This window comes from Catenuloplanes atrovinosus (genome assembly GCF_031458235.1).
Classification (GTDB): domain Bacteria; phylum Actinomycetota; class Actinomycetes; order Mycobacteriales; family Micromonosporaceae; genus Catenuloplanes; species Catenuloplanes atrovinosus.
The window spans coordinates 4,580,069-4,598,491 of record NZ_JAVDYB010000001.1 but is presented as its reverse complement, the minus strand read 5'-3'; the positions used below and the strand labels follow the sequence as shown (position 1 = coordinate 4,598,491).

14 protein-coding genes are annotated in these 18,423 nt (G+C 71.8%); 13 read left to right on the top strand and 1 reads right to left on the bottom strand.

The window, feature by feature from the left end; all coding sequences use genetic code 11:
• The first annotated feature begins 950 nt into the window (after positions 1–950).
• The 4 genes from J2S41_RS20375 to mycP all read left to right on the top strand — a co-directional run bounded on the left by J2S41_RS20375 (position 951) and on the right by mycP (position 5,624).
• Complete coding sequence (locus J2S41_RS20375) at positions 951–1,496, top strand: sigma-70 family RNA polymerase sigma factor (protein ID WP_310369509.1); 546 nt, start codon at positions 951–953, stop codon at positions 1,494–1,496.
• A gap of 148 nt (positions 1,497–1,644) precedes the next feature.
• Positions 1,645–1,974, top strand: coding sequence for a zf-HC2 domain-containing protein (locus J2S41_RS20370; protein WP_310369507.1), 330 nt, complete (start codon positions 1,645–1,647; stop codon positions 1,972–1,974).
• Between the two features lie 93 nt (positions 1,975–2,067).
• A complete protein-coding gene (locus J2S41_RS20365; protein WP_310369505.1) occupies positions 2,068–4,359 on the top strand; it encodes a hypothetical protein in 2,292 nt (763 codons plus the stop codon).
• On the top strand, positions 4,356–5,624 hold the full coding sequence (gene mycP / locus J2S41_RS20360; RefSeq protein WP_310369503.1) for a type VII secretion-associated serine protease mycosin: 1,269 nt from the start codon (positions 4,356–4,358) through the stop codon (positions 5,622–5,624). The genes J2S41_RS20365 and mycP overlap by 4 nt, the downstream gene beginning before the upstream one ends.
• On the opposite strand, the gene eccCa is transcribed toward mycP, so the two are convergent.
• Positions 5,554–9,537 (bottom strand): type VII secretion protein EccCa, encoded by a 3,984-nt coding sequence (eccCa, locus tag J2S41_RS20355; RefSeq protein ID WP_310369501.1) that lies wholly within the window; start codon positions 9,535–9,537, stop codon positions 5,554–5,556. The genes mycP and eccCa overlap by 71 nt on opposite strands.
• A 141-nt stretch (positions 9,538–9,678) precedes the next feature.
• On the opposite strand from eccCa, the gene eccD reads away from it, so the two are divergent.
• The 9 genes from eccD to J2S41_RS20310 all read left to right on the top strand — a co-directional run bounded on the left by eccD (position 9,679) and on the right by J2S41_RS20310 (position 18,418).
• Positions 9,679–11,076 (top strand): type VII secretion integral membrane protein EccD, encoded by a 1,398-nt coding sequence (eccD, locus tag J2S41_RS20350; protein WP_310369499.1) that lies wholly within the window; start codon positions 9,679–9,681, stop codon positions 11,074–11,076.
• Positions 11,076–12,479 carry a type VII secretion protein EccB gene (eccB, locus tag J2S41_RS20345; RefSeq protein WP_310369497.1) on the top strand — a complete coding sequence of 468 codons (1,404 nt, stop codon included), beginning with the start codon at positions 11,076–11,078 and terminating at the stop codon, positions 12,477–12,479. Before eccD ends, eccB begins: the two co-directional genes overlap by 1 nt.
• 129 nt (positions 12,480–12,608) lie before the next feature.
• Positions 12,609–12,950, top strand: coding sequence for a hypothetical protein (locus J2S41_RS20340; RefSeq protein WP_310369495.1), 342 nt, complete (start codon positions 12,609–12,611; stop codon positions 12,948–12,950).
• A 46-nt stretch (positions 12,951–12,996) separates the two neighbouring features.
• Positions 12,997–13,293, top strand: coding sequence for a WXG100 family type VII secretion target (locus J2S41_RS20335; protein ID WP_310369494.1), 297 nt, complete (start codon positions 12,997–12,999; stop codon positions 13,291–13,293).
• 85 nt (positions 13,294–13,378) lie between these two features.
• Positions 13,379–13,996: a hypothetical protein gene (locus J2S41_RS20330; protein WP_310369491.1), complete on the top strand. Its 618-nt coding sequence runs from the start codon at positions 13,379–13,381 to the stop codon at positions 13,994–13,996.
• 98 nt (positions 13,997–14,094) lie between these two features.
• Positions 14,095–16,728 carry a hypothetical protein gene (locus tag J2S41_RS20325; protein ID WP_310369490.1) on the top strand — a complete coding sequence of 878 codons (2,634 nt, stop codon included), beginning with the start codon at positions 14,095–14,097 and terminating at the stop codon, positions 16,726–16,728.
• A 3-nt stretch (positions 16,729–16,731) separates the two neighbouring features.
• Positions 16,732–17,604 carry a hypothetical protein gene (locus tag J2S41_RS20320; RefSeq protein ID WP_310369489.1) on the top strand — a complete coding sequence of 291 codons (873 nt, stop codon included), beginning with the start codon at positions 16,732–16,734 and terminating at the stop codon, positions 17,602–17,604.
• Positions 17,597–18,094, top strand: coding sequence for a YbaB/EbfC family nucleoid-associated protein (locus tag J2S41_RS20315; RefSeq protein WP_310369488.1), 498 nt, complete (start codon positions 17,597–17,599; stop codon positions 18,092–18,094). Before J2S41_RS20320 ends, J2S41_RS20315 begins: the two co-directional genes overlap by 8 nt.
• Before the next feature lie 3 nt (positions 18,095–18,097).
• A complete protein-coding gene (locus J2S41_RS20310) occupies positions 18,098–18,418 on the top strand; it encodes a hypothetical protein (RefSeq protein WP_310369485.1) in 321 nt (106 codons plus the stop codon).
• The last annotated feature ends 5 nt before the right edge of the window (positions 18,419–18,423 follow it).

Below are 18,423 nucleotides of genomic sequence, written 5' to 3'. Positions count from 1 at the left end.
GCCACCGCCTCGATCGTCTACCGACGGCGGACGCCGAGACCGGTATCGGCTACGACGCCGGACGTGGGCCGTAATCCAGCGGCGCCACGGCCCCGAGAAACCGGCCGGCGACGACACCACCGGCGAGCGAGGACGAAGCGCATGGAGCAAGGGAACGTACGGAGATCACGCCGCGACGACGAGCTGCGCGTGTTCGAGGCGCCCTCGTCGTGGGCGCGGTTCGTGCGTCTCGGCCCGGCGGCTCGTCGGGCCGCCGGCATCGGTGCGGCCGCGTCCGGTCCGAAGACGGCCTATCACGAGGGAGAAGCGAGTGCACCGACGAGTGCCGCGAGGCGGTCACGGTGGGCCGATATCGTACTGCGACGACCGCGAGTCGCGGCACAACGTCGCCCTGCTCGTGTTCGGCAGGCTCACCGGCGCTGCGAAGCTGAGCACCCTCCGTCACCTGGACCGGTGCGCCACCTGCCGGCGGGAGCGCGAGGAATGCCAGAACGTTGTGTGGTCGTTGCAGTGTCTCAGCCCGGCGGATGTGAGGCATCTGGTCGATGAGTGCACGGACGTGCCGCGTGACAGCACCTCGCCAGGCTGATGTTCACTGCTGTTCTCGTCGCCGTGGGAACGGCCGGACGGCCGGGACGCTCACCGCCTATCACGACTGCGTCGACCGGCCCAGGCCATGCCACGGCGGGGACCCAGCCACGGTCGGGGAAGATCGTCGCTCATGAACGCCGCGTTAAGATCGTGGTGCGTCCACGATGGAGGGCCGCCGGTGATCCACGCGTTCTGACCGGCGTGAGGACACTCCGGGATTGTGACGGTTCAGCACAGCGACCGCTCGGCCCGACGAGCGGTCCGACCTTGGTAGGTTCACTAGACGTGAGAACTCCGAGACGGCGAAACCACCTCCGGTGAACGGTCCGAGAAAGGATCCGGCCCACGGGACTGCGCCGGTGGAAGCGGCGCCGGCGGACGGCTACGCCGCGCTGAGCGAGGACGAAGGGCAGGAGCTACGGCGACTGTACGACGTTCAGGGACCCGAACTCCTTCGCTTCCTCCTGCGGATGACCAGCGGTGACGCCCACCGTGCCGAGGACATCCTGCAGGAGACGCTGCTGCGTGCATGGCGCAAGCCCGAATCACGTAACCCGGATGGCACCTTCAGCCGGGCGTGGCTGTTCACCGTGGCACGTAATCTCGCCATCGACTCGCACCGGCATCACGGCCGGGTCGACCTCGTCGCCCAGTGGGGTGACGAACTGGTCGTGGAGGGCGACCGGACCGGCCACGTGGTCGACGCACATGAGCTGTACGCGGCGATCCAGTCCCTGCCTGAGCGGCTGAGTTCGGTGCTGATCGAGGTCTTCATCCATGACCGGTCCGGCGCGGAAGCGGCCGCGAACCTCGGGATTCCGGTCGGTACGGTCAAATCTCGCACCTTCCACGCGCTGCGTGCGCTGCGGCAGGTGCTCGAGGAGCGCGGCTATCCCTTCCCCTGAGATGCCGGGCCCGCTCCGGCCACGGTGAACCGTTTCCGTCGGCGGAACGTCATACCGCCGGACACGCCGGGGGACCCGGGCACGTGCCCATCCGGGTTTGAGGGGAGACCCCGGTGAGCTGGGACCAGGGCGACGTGGTCGGTGTGGTGTGAGGGACGCCACCTGCCGTGATTCCGTAGTCCGTGCCGACCTCGGCTTCTACGTCCTGGACAAGCTCGCCGCCGCGGACAGCGAGCGGGTGCGCAGGCACACGGCTGCCTGCCCGGCATGCCGGGACGCGCTCGACCGGCTGCTGGACCTGCTGTCACTGCTCGCGGCCGCGCCGAAGGACCTCATGGCGGGCCTCACCGCGGGCGGGGGCGGTAGGCCCGGCACCGGCGTACGGCCGGTACGACGGCGGTCCGCCGGCCCAGCACCCGAGGCAGCGGCGGTGGCCGACGCCGTACCGGCGGACCTGGCCCTCTTTCACGATCAATGACGACACCGGCGCCGTCGTCGCCTCGGACCCGCGGCACCGGCGACTGAACGTGCGCGTACGGTGCTGGCCGCGGCGCAGAAGGGAACACCACGGATGAGGCTGTCCGGAACCGGGGACGGCGTGCGGACCGCCGGCATCGCCGTCGAGTGGCACGGCGCCGGTGCGCTCCTGGCAGACGCCGCAAAAGGACCGTACGAGCATTGGAAGGCGCTGAACGTCCTGGCCGTCTCCGGCGAACCGGTGGTCCTGGCCGCGGCGGCCCGGCACGACCCGGACTCCGCCGATCTCGTCCGTGAGGTGTCGGAGATGCTCTGCGCCGGTACACCGGGCCGCCCGCTCCGGGTCTGGGTCGCCGCGGCCGGTGCCGGCCACCCGGACCGCACCGGCGGCTGGCTGACCGGCCTGGCCCGGCGGACCGGAGTCACCCTGGTGGCGCCCGCGGGGGAGGTCCTGGTGGCCGAGACGGGGTCGATGCTGGCGCGGACCACATCCGCCGGCGCCTGGCGGATCTTCCGCCCGGACGGCACCACCGAGGCGGGCGGCGAGCGGTTCCCCGTTCCGGAGTGGGAGGCGGCTCTGCCCGCGCTGCCGATGACGATCGGCGGGCTGCTGGCACGCGCCGTGCCGGCCGGGGTCGTGCTGTCCGACGGGCGCCGGCCTGCGACGGAATTACTGGCCGGGACGCCGCGGGTGCCGATGGATCTTCAGCATCCCACGCTGATCCTCGACGTCGCGGACACCCCGGCCGCGGAGGCAGCCGAGGTGGCGGTGTTGTTCGCGCGGCTGGGCCCGGCGGCGTCGATACGGTGGGCGGCGACGGGGACCATCGACCCGCATTGGCTCAACGAACTCTCCGCACGGCTCGGCCACCTCATCCCCGTCGATCCGACGGCCACGGCCCTGGGTTCGGTGGGCGCCGCACTGTTCGGCTCCGGCTGGCGGCATCTCGGCATGCGTGTCTACCACGCCGGCGACGACGCGCCCGCGATCGCCGAGGTGCTGCCCGGTGGCATCCTGGTGCGCCCGCGTGGGATGTTCACCGGTGGTGCGGTCGCGATGTTCGACCCCCGGCACGCGACGTTGACGGTCGGGAGCCCAGGCCTGACCGTACCGGACGGGCTGCTGAACGTCCTGCGGCCGCTGCTGCGCGGTATGCCGGCCGCGCACGCGGACACGTTGCGGCTGCGCCTCGCCGGACGGCTGGCCGCGCAGCGGCTGACCGAACTCGTCTCCTCCGCCGCCGCCGAGTTCGGATCACCGGCGGAGCCGACACCGCGCGCACGAACCGGCTGGTCCGGTGAGCCCGTCGCCGCGGAGCCCGCGGTGCCGTCCGCCGCGTCGTTCGCGCCGCCGGCGTCGTTCGAGATCGTGATGGCGATGATGTCCTCGCCCACGGGCGAAGACGACCACCTGCCGGCCGCCGTCGCAGTGGGCACGACGGAGCCGCTGCAGGGCAGGAAGGGCCCAGCGCTCAAGGGCGCGAGCGCGCCGCCGGATCCGCCTTCGGGCGGCGCACCGACGCCGCCCGGCGCCTCCACGACGGAGAGCACGTCGCCGTCGGCACCACGACGGCAGCGCCGCCCCCGCCTGTCGCTTCCTCCGGAATCGCCCGGGCTCGCACCGGCGCTGCGCGACAGCACCGAGGAGGAGCAGGCGGCGTTCACCAGTGCGCTGGGACGGCACCACACCAACCACCTCACGACCGTCAACGCCGCGCTGTCCACCTGGCCGGCGCTGCGCAGCGACGAGTCCGCTGGCGCGAAGACGGACCTGGTGGCGGTCAGCGTCTACCTCGGTGACTCCGGCGACGGCGCCATCGGCCTGAACGAGAGCCTGCGCCGTGGAACCGCGCCGCGCCTGCCCGGCTACCTGCCGTGCCTGCTGTCCGGCCTGCACCGGTTACCGCTGCACCGGCGGGCGGTGCTGTGCCAGGCGACTCTGGGCGAGGAACCGGAACTGGTCTACCCGGCCGGCACCGTCGTGACCGACCCGGTGTTCCGCAGCGTCGCGGCCACCGGTGAGGTGACCGTCGCCGACGCGGACGTGGACTACCTGATCTGGCCGCGTACCGCCCGGCGGGCGTCCGTGCTGACCCCCGGACGGAGCCTCGACGAGGCCGTCCTGCCACCCGGAACCCGATATCGCGTGCTGGCGGTTCGTCGCGCCGAACACGGCGATCCGCCACCGGACCAGCCCGCGGTGGCTGTTCTGCTGCGCGAGCTGCCGCCGGAGGACATCACGGAGGTCAGTGCGGAGACCGATGACGCGGTCCAGCAGCGGCTCGACCGGCGCCTGGCGCAGCGCCGCCTCCGCGCACCCGTGCGGCTGGACGAGCCTGACGTCGCCCGGCGGCTGGTCGCGGTGCCGCTCGGAGACCCCCGGTGAGCGGCCGCCGGCTCGCGTGCGCGGCCGCGGCGGTTGTCGCGGCCGCGACCGTGTCGTGGTCACCGGCCTGCGCCGCGGAACCGTCGCCGCTGCCCTCCGGCGACGGCTGCCTGCCCGCGCCGACCACCACCGAGACCGGCGTGCCGTGGGCACAGGCCAGGCTGGCGCCCGAGCGGGCGTGGGAGCTCACCCGAGGCGACGGCGTAGTCGTCGGTATCGTCGACACCGGCGTCGACGCGTCCACGCCACAGATGGCCGGCCGGGTACTGCGCGGCGCCGACCTCACCACCGCCGCCGAGGACGGCGCTGCGGACGACTGCTTCGGCCACGGCACCTTCATCGCGGGCATCATCGCGGCGGCGCCGGCCGACGGCACCGGGTTCGCCGGCGTCGCCCCCGAGGCGCGCATCCTGCCGATCCGGGTGGCGAACGCCGCCGACGACGGTACGGCCGCGCTGCTGGCCCGGGGGATCCGCGCCGCGGTCGACGGCGGGGCCCGGGTCATCAACATCTCGGCGAGCACCACCACACCGGAGCAGTCGCTGGTCGAGGCCGTCGCCTACGCCGAGGCCAAGGACGTGGTCGTGGTCGCCGCCGCCGCGAACGGCGCGGACACGGGCACCATGACCGCGTATCCCGCCGCGCTTCCCACGGTGCTGGCCGTCGGCGCCATCACCTCGACCGGTGAACTCGCCACCTTCTCCCAGACCGGCCCGCATCTGCGCCTGGTCGCGCCCGGCGTGGACGTGGCCAGCGTCGGGCCGCGCGGTCCCGGGCACTGGGAGGGCAGCGGCACCAGCTACGCCGTTCCGTTCGTGGCCGGCACCGCCGCTCTGGTGCGTGCCTACCGGCCGCACCTCACCGCGGCCCAGGTCCGCGATCGTCTGACCGCGACCGCCGACCATCCGGCCGCCGCCATGCCCGATGCCGGCGTGGGCTGGGGGGTGGTGAACCCGCTCGCGGCAGTGTCGGCGGTGCTGCCGGAGGAGGACACGCCGGTCGCGTCGCTGCCGCCGATGCGCGTGCCGCGGCCGGATCTTCCGCCGCACGATGCGGTCGGGCCCCGGCTGACGGCGCTGGCAGCCGGGGTGACCCTCGCCGGGACCGGGCTCGTGGCGGTCACGGCGGTGTTGTGGCCGGCGGGCCGGCGCCGTGGCTGGCGCCCGGCCCGCACAGTGCGCTTTCGCGGCCGGGTCAGCCCTCGGCCACCGGCGGCGCCTCGGAGATCGGCGTCTGCACCAGCCGGACGGCACGACGGCGGTTGATGTACTGGGCTCGCCCGGCCGGCAGCGTGCGCGGCTTCAGCGAGCCCAGGAACGCCCCCTCCTCCCGAGGGCAGGAGAACAGCATGGCTGGGGTTCCCAGCTCCCAGGCACGCCGGATCACCGGGTTCGCCATCGCCCGGGAGGCGCCGGCGGTGCCGCGCGCGATGATCAGGTGCAGCCCGATGTCGGCGCCCTGCGGCAGCAGTGGCAGCAGCGGCTGCAACGGTGATTGTCCGCCCTCGATGAGCTCGAAGTCGTCGATGATGATGAACAGTCGTCCACCGGTCCACCAGTCCCGCCGAGGCAGCCGGCTCGGTGCGATCTCGGGGCCCGGAACCCGGCTCTGAAGGACGCTCGCGGCCTCCTGCATGGTGGCGGCGAGCCGTTCGGCGGCCATCGAGTAGCCGATCTGGTGCGGCTCCGGGATGGCGTCGTGCAACTCCCGGCGAAAGTCGCCGAAGACCACGCGGGCCTCGCCGGGCGGGTAGTGCCGTGCGACCGAGCGGGCGATGTGGCGCAGGAGATTCGTCTTCCCGGTCTCCGTGTCGCCGAAGATGAGCAAGTGCGGGTTGGTGTCGAAGTCGTGCCAGTACGGCTCGAGCCGGACGTCGTCGATGCCGATCGGTACGTGCACGTCGGCCTCCCGGGACGGCGATCCCGGACGCGGCAGCTCGCCGGCGCGCAACTGGTCCGGCAGCAGATGCACGCGCGGGGCGCGCGGAGCCGTGGGCGTGTCCAGCGCCGCGACCAGCTCCGCGGTGGCCTCGGCGATATCCTCGACACCGCCGTAGCCGTCGATGCGCGGAAGCGCGGTGAGGAAGTGCAACCGGTCGGTGGTGATGCCGCGGCCCGGGATCGGTGGCACGGTGGCGGCCGCGCGGCTGTTGACCTCGGAGTCGACCGGGTCGCCGAGGCGTAGCTCGAAGCGGGTGCCCAGCACATCGCGCAACCACGGGCGGATCTCCGACCACCGGCCGGAGGAGACCACCAGGTGGATGCCGAAGCCGAGACCGCGCGCGGCGAGCTCACCGAATCGGTCGTCCAGCTCGGCGAAGTCCTGCCGGGCGGTGTACCAGCCGTCGACGACCAGGAACACGTCTCCGTACGGGTCCTTGTCGCGGAGCAGGCCGTCGCGCCGCATCCGGCGGTAGCTGTCGATGGAGTCGATGCCGTGCTCGGTGAACAGTTGCTCGCGGCGGGCGAGCAGGCTGGTCATCTCCAGTACGGTGCGGTTGACCCGGTCCCGGTCCAGCCGGCCCGCCACGCTGCCGACATGCGGCAGCCGCGCCAGGGACGTCAGGCCGCCACCGCCGAAGTCGAGGCAGTAGAACTGCACCTCCTCGGCCGTGTGGGTGAGCGCCAGCGCGCAGATGAGCGTGCGGATCAGCGTGCTCTTGCCGCTCTGCGGGCCGCCGACCACGCCGACATTGCCGCGCGCGCCACCGAGCGAGGCGACCAGCAGTTCCCGGCGCTGCTGGGCGGGGATGTCGACCAGGCCGACGGGCACGGTGAGCCGGCTGGTGTCATACTCCCCGACCGGTCGCAGCCCCAGCCGGGGATGATCGGCCAGCGGCGGCAGCAGCCGTTCCAGCGTGGCGCTCTCCTTCAACGGCGGCAGCCACACCTGATGGGCGCCGGGGCCGTGGCCGCGGAGCCGGTCCAGAAGCACGTCCGCGAGAATGGGTGGCCTCTCGCCCGGCGTCTCGGCCTCCTCCGGCTCGGGGTCCGGATCGGCGATCTCCGACGGCGGCGTGTTCGCGGCGTTGAACGAGGCCAGCGAGCCCTGTACCAGCCGGCGCCGGTGCCGGCTCGGCGGCCGGTAGGGTCCGGAGGAGTAGGCGGCCTTGAACCTGATCAGCGTCTGAGTGTCCGGCCGCAGGTAGCCGTTGCCCGGAACGTTGGGCAGTTCGTAGGCGTCGGGTACGCCGAGCACGCTGCGGCTCTCCATGGCGGAGAACGTGCGCAGGCCGATGCGGTACGACAGGTGCGACTCGATCTGGTGGATGCGTCCCTCGTCGAGGCGCTGGCTGGCGAGCAGCAGGTGGACGCCGAGGCTTCGGCCCAACCGGCCGATCATGGCGAACACGTCGATGAACTCGGGCTTGCTGGTCAGCATCTCGGTGAACTCGTCGACCACGATGAGCAGGGCCGGCATCGGTTCCAGCGGGGTGCCATCCGCGCGCGCCCGTTCGTAGTCCCGGCGCGAGGCGTAGTTCCCGGCCGCGCGCAGGTGTTCCTGCCGCCGGGTCAGCTCGCCGGCGAGCGCGTCCTGCATGCGGTCGACGAGGTGCAGCTCGTCCGCGAGGTTCGTGATCACGGCGGAGGTGTGCGGCAGCCGGTCGAAGCCGAGGAACGCGGCACCGCCCTTGAAGTCCACCAGCACGAGGTTGAGCTCCTCCGAGGAGTGCGCGGCCGCCAGCGCCAGCACCAGCGTCCGCAGCAGCTCGCTCTTGCCCGAACCGGTGGCGCCGATCAGCATGCCGTGCGGGCCCATGCCACCCTCGGCGGCCTCCTTCAGATCGAGTTCGATCGGGGTACCCGTGGTCGAGATGCCGATCGGCACCCGCAGTCGCCCGCCGGCGGACCGGTCGGACCGGTAGCCGTCCGGGTCGAACTCCTCCAGGTCGCCCAGGCGCAGCAGGCCGGCCAGGTCGTAATGGGTGTCCAGCGGCTCGTCGGCGCCACCGCCCTGGCCGAGGCGGTACCGGGCCATCGACCGGGCCAGAGTGGTCGCGGCCCGCACGCTCATCCGGTCGGGGCGGCACAGCCGGCTGGTCGTGGTCTTGCCGAGGTGGTCGAACGTGACGGTACGCAGCTCCTGCTCGTCGACCTCGAGATACAGCGTGTGCGGGCGGGCCTCCCAGGTCATGGCTCCACCGGCGTCGAACACGAGGACGTTGCGGTACCCCTCGACGGCCATCCGGTGACCGGCGGGCACGGTCTGCCCGTCCACCACGATCAGCACGAGCGGCTCCGGTCCGGTGACCGGGGTATCCGGCTCGAAACCGGGCCGGTCCGGCAGTCCCGCCGCGACCAGCAGCTCCTCCGTGCCGGCGATGTCGTCGGCGAGCAGCCGCCGGGTGCCGCTCACCTCAGGTGCGGCGTCGTCCTGCGCGTGCGGCAACCACTTCGCCCAGTCCCAGGCGTCCCGGGTGGCGGGGGAGACGGCCAGCAGCACCCGCACCTCACCCGGGGCGTGGGCGACGACCGCCTGACACAGCATCGCACGTAGCAGGGCGCGTACGCAGCCCGGCCGCCCCTGGAACTGAATACGGCAGAACCCGCGCAGGTACAGGGCGATCGGCGCGTCGTGCAGCGTCGAATAGGCGCGCAGGAAACGGCGCAGGGCGTGTGCGGCCAGCGGCTCCAGTTCCTCGACCGGTTTGCTCTGCGGTGGCAGCAGCCGCAGCGTGGAACGGCGGGTGCCCAGACCCACCCGGATCTCACCGAAGTCGTCGTGCGCGGGCCGGCGCTCCCAGAGCCGCTGGCTGAGCGCCATCGACCACAGCGAGCCGGGGTCCGGGTGCTGCCATCGGGCCGCCCGGCGCTCCTCGGCCAGCGCGGCCCGTACCCTGCGGCGGGTCTGGCCCAGATAGCGCAGGTAGTCGCGGCGCTCGCCGTTGAGCCGGTGCTTGTGCTGCCCGGCGGCGCGGATCAGCGGCACGATCGCCATGCCGACCGACGAGATGACCATGAGCGAGACGCCGACGTAGGCGAGTGCTCCGGCGTTCGGGCGCAGGAACATCAGGACCATCGCGAGCGAGGCGATGCCCATCGGGGCGTACATGAGCACGGCGCTGATGCCGCGCTCGGCGGGCTCCGGTACGACGGGAGGTTCCTGCAACGTGATCTCGTCGGCCGGTGGCGTGGGTCCCGTGCGGCGTGGTTTGCGGGTGAACACGACCGTGCCCACGTTCTGCTCTCCTTCGGCGAGGGCTTTCCCGAGTCCGGGACGGCAACATGTCCGCGGTGGCCGGTGCGGCCGTCGGTCTGGCCTACGGTCTTGGGTCGTGTGGCGGTTTTGGCCCTGGCAGGAAGGAACCGGAACACACCGATGGAAGAGCGGACCAAGCATCGCATAGCGGCGCCGGTGAGGCTACGGTTCGTGCTCGGGTCACACGGCGCCGACCTCGCCTTGCCGGGCGAGGTGCCGCTCGGCGACCTGTTGCCGGTGATCCTGACGCGGATGCATCCGGAGTCGGCCGACCACGGCACCGAGCACGACGGCTGGGTGGTGCAGCGCCTCGGGCAGCCACCGCTGGACGAGGACCGTACCGCCGTGGAACTCAACCTGGTCGACGGCGAGACCGTGTACCTGCGGCCGCGCGCGGATCACCTGCCACCGATCGATTTCGACGATCTCGTCGACGGCGTCGGTGAGCAGGTGCGCCGGCATCCACATCGCTGGTCGGTGGCGCGGACGAGGTTCATGCTGCTGGTGATGGCCACGCTGGTGCTGCTGTGCGGCGCGGCGGTCCTCACCACCGAGGGCCCGGCGCTGACCCGGTGCCTGGTGGCGGTGGGCGCGGCGATCCTGCTACTGCTGGCGGCCGGCGTGGTGAGCCGGGCGATCCGGGACACGGCGGCCGGCACGGCCCTGGCCGTCGTCGCGGCCGTGTACGCGGCGGTCGCCGGCTGGACCGTCGCGATGGCGGCCGCACCGGCCGCCGGCCTTGCCGTGCCGGTGTCCCTGGCGGCGCTCGCCGCGATGCTGGCCCTGGCCGCGGGCCTGACCGCGGTCTCCGACTCGGGGCTGGTCTTCGTCGCGGTCATGCTGTGCTGCGCGGTCACCGCGCTGCCGGCGATGATCGCGGCGATCAGCGGCGTGACGCAGCAGAGCGCCGCGGCGATCGGGCTGTCCGTCAGCCTGATCGTGGCGATCCTGTTGCCGGCCGCGGCGTTCCGGCTGGGCGGACTGGCGCTGCCGATGCTGCCGGGCAAACCGGAGGAGCTCAGCGAGGACATCGACCCGGCTCCGCACGTCGTGGTCGTGGAGCGCGGTGCGGTGGGCGTGCGGTATCTCGCGGCGCTGTCCATCGGCCTCGGTGTCGCGCAGATGCTGCTCGGCGGGGTACTGGTGCTGCCCGGTGGCGGCTGGGAAGCGATCATGGGGGCCCTGGTGGCGGCGCTGCTGTTCATGCGAGCGCGGCACGTGGACGGCATGGTGCCCCGGTGGGCGACCATGGTCCCGGCGGCGGCGCTGGTGCTGTTCGTGCTCCACCGCCTCGCGCTGGACCAGACGGCGCCGGTGCGCGCGGCGGTGCTGGTGCCGAGCCTGATCGCCTATGGCGGCGCGCTGCTGGCGCTGAGCGTGATGCTTCCCGGCCGCCGGCTTCGCCCGTACTGGGGCCGGGCGGTGGACATCGCGGAGATCCTGGTGGCGACCGCGCTGCTGCCGGTGCTCGGGGCGGTGCTGGGCGTCTATCAGATGGTCCGGGCCTGGGCGAGCTGATGCAGTCACGTAAGGATCAGGTACAGGCGTACTTCTACGTCGTCGGCCGGCTCACGTCGGCGGTCATGCACGGCAGGCCGGACGCGTACGAGCCGCCCAATCGGCGCCCGGTGCTGGGCTACGTCATCGGGCTGCTGCTCGCGTTGGTCATCGCCGGCGGATTCGGTATCTACGGACTGTTCCGGCCCGGCGGTGACTCGTCGTGGCGTGAGCCGGGCGTGCTGATCGTGGTGAAGGAGACCGGTGCCCGCTACCTGATGGTGGGCGGTCAGCTTCGTCCGGTGCTGAACTACGCGTCGGCGCGACTCGTGATCGGGGAGAGTGCGCAGTTCCGGGTGGTCAGCGTGTCGCGCAGCTCGCTCACGCAGGTGACGGTGGGCACGCCGATCGGCATTCCCGACGCACCAGACTCACTGCCGGCGGCGGACAAGCTCTACACCGGGGCGTGGACGCTCTGCGCGCAGCCGGAGACCGCGCCGGCCAGCGTGCTGTTCCTGCACGAACCGCCGTCGCTGCAACCGGTCGCGGACGCGGAGGGCTTCCTGGTACGCGCCGGCCAGGAGACGTATCTCGTCGCACAGGGCCGCCGGTACCGGCTCGCCGCCCCCGAGGTCACGGTCGCGCTCGGATACGCCGCCGTGGAGCCGATCAAGGTCTCCGCGGCCTGGCTGAATCCGATTCCCGCCGGCCGGGATCTGGCGTTCCCCCAGGTCGACGGGCGCGGGCAGCCGGGCCCGGAACTCGGTGGTCGCGGCAGCGTGGTGGGGCAGGTGTTCGAGGTACGCAATCAGGCCACCGGCGATGTCACGCTCTATCTCGCCCGGGGCGACGGGCTGGTGCGACTGAGCCGGACCGTCGCGACGCTCGCGCTGGCCGATGCGCGCATTCGGACGGTCTATCCGGACGGCGCGGTCGCACCGCTCCCGCTGCGCGCCGACGAACTGGCTGGGACCGAGGTCGCCGCGAGCACGGAGTTCGTCGACCCGTATCCGGCGGATCCGCCCCGGCTCGGCCGGCCCGGCCCCGACGACCTTCCCTGCGTCCGGTACCGCCCCGTTGACGGCACCACCGGCGTCACGCTGATGCGGACGACCCGGTCGGCCGCCACCGGCGCGGTGGCGGTGCCCCGGCTGACGACCGCGGGTACGACCGTGGACCGCACCGTCATCCCCGCGGGCACCGGTGTGCTGGTACGCAATCGCTATGCCCCCGGTGCCGTCGGGGCCCTTTTCCTGGTGTGTGAGTACGGGCTGAAGTATCCGCTTCCGGGCGAGGCCGTCTCCGCGCTCGGCTACGGCGGCGTCGCGCCGGTCGATCTCCCCGGCGAACTGTTGTCGCTCGTTCCCAGCGGTCCGGCCCTCGATCCGGAAACGGCTCTGACGACCCGTGACGGGAGTCGCTGACGTGCTGGGAAACTGTCAAGGGATGACCCTGGCAGCGGCCACGAAGTAGCGATCGCGCCGGGATCGCGCTCGATTTCCTGCCACGATCTGTTCGGTGGCCCATCCGTCGGCGCGGCGCGATGGGGAGTCATGGCAGCAGGACCGGAGGAACTCATGGCAGGACGCACTAGCCTCGATCCGGTAGTCGCGGATTCCGTCGCTCAGCAGCACCTGGAGACCCGTTCGGAGATCGACGCGCAGCAGACGCGTTTCGAGGGCGTGGTCGCGGATATGAAGTCCGCCTCACCGAGCGCGATGCTGATCGCGCTGGAGCGGGCGCACGAATCGTGGAGGAGCGAGCTGCACGTGATTCTCGCCGATCTCAGTGAGATGTCGGAACTGGTCAAGGGAAACGTGCAGAACACCGTCTCGACGGACGAGGCGAGCGCCGGTCAGGTCTCCCGTCAGGGCGGCATTCTCGCGGGCCTCTGAGACCAATCGTTCACCGGACACCATCGAAGCGCCTGAGGAGTAAGACGTGTACGACGGCACCATGACCTACAACTACCCCGTGCTGGAGCAGGGGGTGGAGAACATGCGCAGCGTCAACCGCACCATTCTGGCCCTGGTGGACCAACTCCGGGGCGAGACCGCCACCGCTCTGGGGTCATGGGAGGGCGAGGCCGCGAGCAGCTACGCGCAGCGCGCCGCGAACATCCAGGCCAACATCGCCGACATGGGCGTGATCGTGGACCAGCTCCAGATGGAGGTGCAGAGGTCCGCGGAGGCGATGCGCGATCAGGACCGTGCCGGCGGGCAGGCCCTGGCCGGCTGATCGCACCGTGGCCGGAACGGCGCCACCACGGGCGCCGTTCCGTGTCCCGTCCTTGCCCTGACCGGCCGACTCGGAAAGGCGGCACGTGGCCACCACGTCGATGAACAGCGCCAAGCTCGCGGAGTTGGCGAAGAAGTTCAAGTCACTCATGGACACCTACGAACCCACGTTCGCCAAGCTGAAGGAGCACGCTCCGAACGCGGGCGAGTTCGACGCCGCCATGTGGCTGAGGGCGATCGTCGACGACCGCCGGGACGGCCTCGTGCAGCACGGCGTCTATCTGCGCATCGCCTGTGAGGAGATCGCGATGGCGCTGGAGTCACTGGTGAACGCGTTCGCCACGGTCGATACCTCGAACAGCGCCTCGGTCGACAAATTCAACAACCTGGCCAAGTCCATCGTGGACGACCTCTCCGATGCCAATTTCACGCCGCACCCCGGACGCACCGGTCTGAACTTCGACACCGGTGACAAGGGCGACGACGGATCCGGGAACAATTCCTGGACGTTCAACTCGGACGGCACGGTGACGGTCAAGTTCGACGGCGATTCCAGGGACATCGGCGAATATCTGAACGTGCCCGGCGACACGGGTAACGACAGCGACGACGTGGACTTCACCAAGTGGGGCGAGTGGGGCAAGGGCGTCACGGTCGGTACCACGCCACCGGACGGCGACCGGTCGATTCCGCCCGTCCCCTGACGACTCCGGCTTGCCCCTGACGGCTGCATGCCGACATCCGGCGCACGATGACCGGCCGCCCACCGACATGAATCCGGCTTCGCGATCGAAGGCTAGGTATGGCAATCAACGAGATCGGCTCGCTCGACATCGCGCCACCCACGGGCCAGACATTTGCCGAACTCGAGGTGTGGACGGATGTCGGTCCGGTGGTCGGGCACCTGATCCAGGAAGGGTCTACGGCACACACCGGTTACTGGAACGCCGCGGAGTCGTACAAGGTGGTGCACAAGTCGCTCGGCGACTTCTACGACGAGGTGAAGAAGCTCCTCGGTGAGGTGCGCGCCAACTTTTCCGGCGAGTCCGCCGCCGCGTTCGAGCAGAAGGTGAACTCGATCGTCGAGAAGAGCCGGACCGGCGTGCAGGCCCCACTCGCCAACTATGGCGACGCGGTCGGCGGCGTCGGCCACGCGATCGTGGTGTTCCGGCGTAACTTCTGGCAGATCGTCGCGGCCGGTCACCGCCTGACCGATCAGCTCGAGGAGTACGCCAAGCAGCGCGTGGACCTGGCCTACAGCGATGTCGGCTGGGACACCACCGGCTACGCCGACGCGCTCAACGCCGCCCGCGAGGCCGCCTATCAGCTCGGCGAGCGCCTGATGATGCAGCGGCTCAGGGATGAGATGATCGCGTTGTCCCAGCAGTACCGGGACAAGGGAACCGCGTTGAAACCACTGGTCATCAGCGTCATGGAGGCGAACCCGAACGACTCGAACCCGGTCGTTACGCCACCGAACACCAACAACAACACCAACACCGGCGGTGGCGGCGCGGGCCTCGGCTCCGGCGGTGGCTCCGGCCTCGGCTCGGGCGGTGGCTCCGGCCTCGGCTCGGGCGGTGGCTCCGGGCTGGGCTCCGGCGGTGGCTCCGGGCTGGGCACCGGGAGTGGCGGTGGGGGCCTCGGCACCGGCGGGGGCGGCTCCGGGCTCGACACCGCCAGTAGCGGCCCCGGGAGCGGTGGTGGCTCCGGCTCCGGTGGCGGCCTCGACATCCCCGGTACCTCGGGAGGCGATACCGGCGGCGCCGGTTCCCTCGGCACGCCGGGGATGCCGCAGGAAGCGCTTCCCGCGCCCACGTCCGACGCCGGGACCGGAGGCGGCGGAACGACCGGAACCGGTGGCGGCTCCGGTGGGAACAGCCCTTCGAGTGAACGGCAGCGCGCTCTCCAAGAGGCACAGCAAGCGGCGAACGACGCCATCGAAGGTTTGATGGGCGGCGGGTCCGGCGCCGCCGGGACGGACTCCGGTGGCACGACCTCGGGCGGCACCGGGACGCAGGCGCCCGGTCTCGGCAACGCCGGTCTCGGCGGCGGTGGTTCCGGAAGCACCACCCCGGGTTCGTCGCCGGTGCGCAACAAGGCGCTGGAGGACGCGCAGGAGGCGGCGAACCAGGCCATCGAGGACCTGATGGGCGGGGGCTCGGGCGCTCCGGCGGAGGACGCGGGTCCGGGCACCGGTGCGGGCGCCGGCAGCGGTGGCGGCACGAGCGGGCTCACCGGCGGAGGTGGGATCAAGACGCCATCCACCGTCGGCACCGATCCGGAGCGGGACGCCGCCGCGGAGCGGCGAGAGGCGCTGGAGGAGGCGCAGGATGCCGCCGATCAGGCCATCGAGGACCTGATGGGCGGTGGTACCACGGGCGGCGGCTCCGCGGGTGGTCTGCCGAACACCTCCTCCGGCGGGCCGGACACCCCCGGCCGGAGCGCAGCTCTGCGCGATGCGCAGGACGCCGCGGACGGGGCGATCCAGGACCTCATCGACGAGGAGGGCGCGGACCCGGCGGCGGACGCCGAACGCGACGAGGCGCTTCAGGAGGCGAAGGAGGCCGCCGACGAGGCCATCGCGGATTTGATGGGCCCGGGATCGGATGACGGATTGCCCACGTCGTCCAAAGATCCGGACGCCGAAGGCGACCCCGGCCGGGACGCCGCGCTGCGAGACGCGCGGGAGGCCGCGGACGGGGCGATCCAGGACCTCATCGACGAGAAGGGCGCGGACCCGGCGGCGGACGCCGAACGCGACGAGGCGCTTCAGGAGGCGAAGGAGGCCGCCGACCAGGCCATCGACGACCTCATCGAGGCCGGTACGGACGAGCCCGATCAGGACGGCGACGGCCTGGCCGACGCGGTCGATCCGGACGACGAGACCTCGGCCGGCGAGGTGCGGGACGACGCGCTGGGCGACGCCAGGGAGGCCGTCACCGGCTCCATCGACGAACTCATCCAGCAGGAGCTGGCCTCCGGCGACCCCGCCGATCCTGAGCGGCAGGCCCGCGTCGACGCGCTGGAGGACGCCAAGGAGGCCGCCGCCGACGCGATCGACGCGCTCGCCGCGGAGACCGGCTCCAGCGACTCCGTCTCCGACTTCCTGCGCGGCGGGGACGGCGTGCCGTCCGCGGGCGGCGGCGGATCGGCGCCCGGTGGCGCCGCGGACGACGGCGCCGGCCGGGCGCCGCTCGAACTGGCACCCGTCACCGACCGTGGCTCCGCGCCCAGCACGCTCGCGGCGGTGCCGGCCGGTCTGTCCCCGGGTATGGGCGCCGGGAGCGGTATGCCGATGATGCCGCCACCCATGGGCGGCATGGGCGGTGAGGGCATGATGCGCGACCGCGAGCGCAACGTCTGGATCGAAGGCGACCAGGGCGTGTGGGGTGAGGGCGACGATGTCGCGTCGAGCGTCCCGCTGGGGCGGTGAGCGATGGCCGAACGAACCGTCGCATCGGGACCCCAGCCGGCCCTCGGCACGCTGGAGGCGGTCGCCGGATGCCTGGCGGGTGCCGACCCGCAGAGCCTCTACGCACAGGCGGCGCTCTTCGACGACGCGGAGGCCGTGCTGCGGGACTTCATGCGCGCGTTCGACCGGCACCTCGACGACATCGACGACGCCTACCACCAGGCGGACGGCACCAGAGCCGCCGACGTGATCCGCGCACCGCTGGTCCGTACCGCCGAGGTGCTGCGCGAGTTGCAGATCGGGAACCCGCCGCTCACGCTGCGCCGCGCCGGTGACGCGTTGGCGGCGGGCAGGTCGCGCGTGGCGGACCTGGCGCTCGCCAGAGCGCAGCACGGCGGCGCGAACCCCGCGACCTCGGATGTGTACGACAGACAGGCGCAGCTAATCCTTCAGGTGCTGTCCGACATCTTCGTGGAGGCGGGACAGGGGCTGGCGGGCCGGCCGGTCGGCGACACCGGCATCCAGCTCATGGACGCGCCCGGCGGCGAGGTCACCGACCTGTTCCGGCCGGTGGCGATACACGCGGTGGGCGAGGACGAGCCGGGTGGCCCGCCCTCCGTTCCGCCGTCCGGTGCCGGGCCTTCCGCCTCGGCGGGTATGGGGGCGCCGATGATGCCGTTCATGCCGATGGGCATGGGGATGGGCATGGAGGGCGGCGCCATGCAGCAGCGCCGCACGGTCAACACGATGCAGACCGACCCGTCCGCCTGGGGCAACTCCGACGGCGGCTGGACGGTGCTGGGACGCCGCGATCAGCGGAACACCGTTCAGGAGGAGTCCAGGACGGTGCAGAAGGACATTCGCAAGACACCACCGAAGGGAGACCGGCATGGCTGAAACCCCGGATGCACGGGCGGTCGGCAAGGGGACGCTCGAGGAGGCACTGGCGCTGTACATGGAGGAACAGCGCAAGCTGGAGGAGTTCCAGCAGCGGCTCGACGAGACGACGACCATGGTGGAGTCGCCGAACAAGGTGGTCTCGGCGACGTTCGACGGCCGGGGCGAGCTGGTGCAGTTGTCGTTCAACAATACCAAGTACCGGACGATGCCGCCCTCCGAGCTGGGCGCGCTGGTCACCGAGACGATCTCACGCGGCCGGCAGCAGGCGTTCGCCACCATGGATCAGCTCAGCGGCCACCAGGTGATGCCGGGCGTCGGGCTCGGTGACCTCGCCCAGGGAAAGGTCGACGTGACCCAGGTGGTGAACTCGATGTTCGCCGCCAGCTTCGAGAACCTGATCCCGCTGCTGGGCGGCACGGCGGACAAGACCGAGCGGCCCGACGCGCCGCGATCCCGGCCGGGTGGCACGCCCCCGGGAACGGAGTAGGCGATGGCCGAGGAGACGAGGATAGACGTCGATCTCGCCCGCCGGCTGTTCCGGGAGATCGGGCAGATCGCCACGGAGCTGAAGACGGCCGCGGACGGGGTGGTCCACATCCGCAGCGTGGTCCCCGCGCCGTGGGGGACCGACAAGTACGGCAAGAAGTTCGCCGAGAAGCACGATCCACCGGCGCAGCTCGTGCTGGACAGCGCCGGCACGGCGAGCGTCAACCTCACGGAGCTCTATGACTCCGGTCTGACCAGCGTCGCCGAGTTCGAGGTCATCGACCGGGAGAACGCGCGCTTCGTGGAATCCTCCGGAAACAGCTAGCAGAA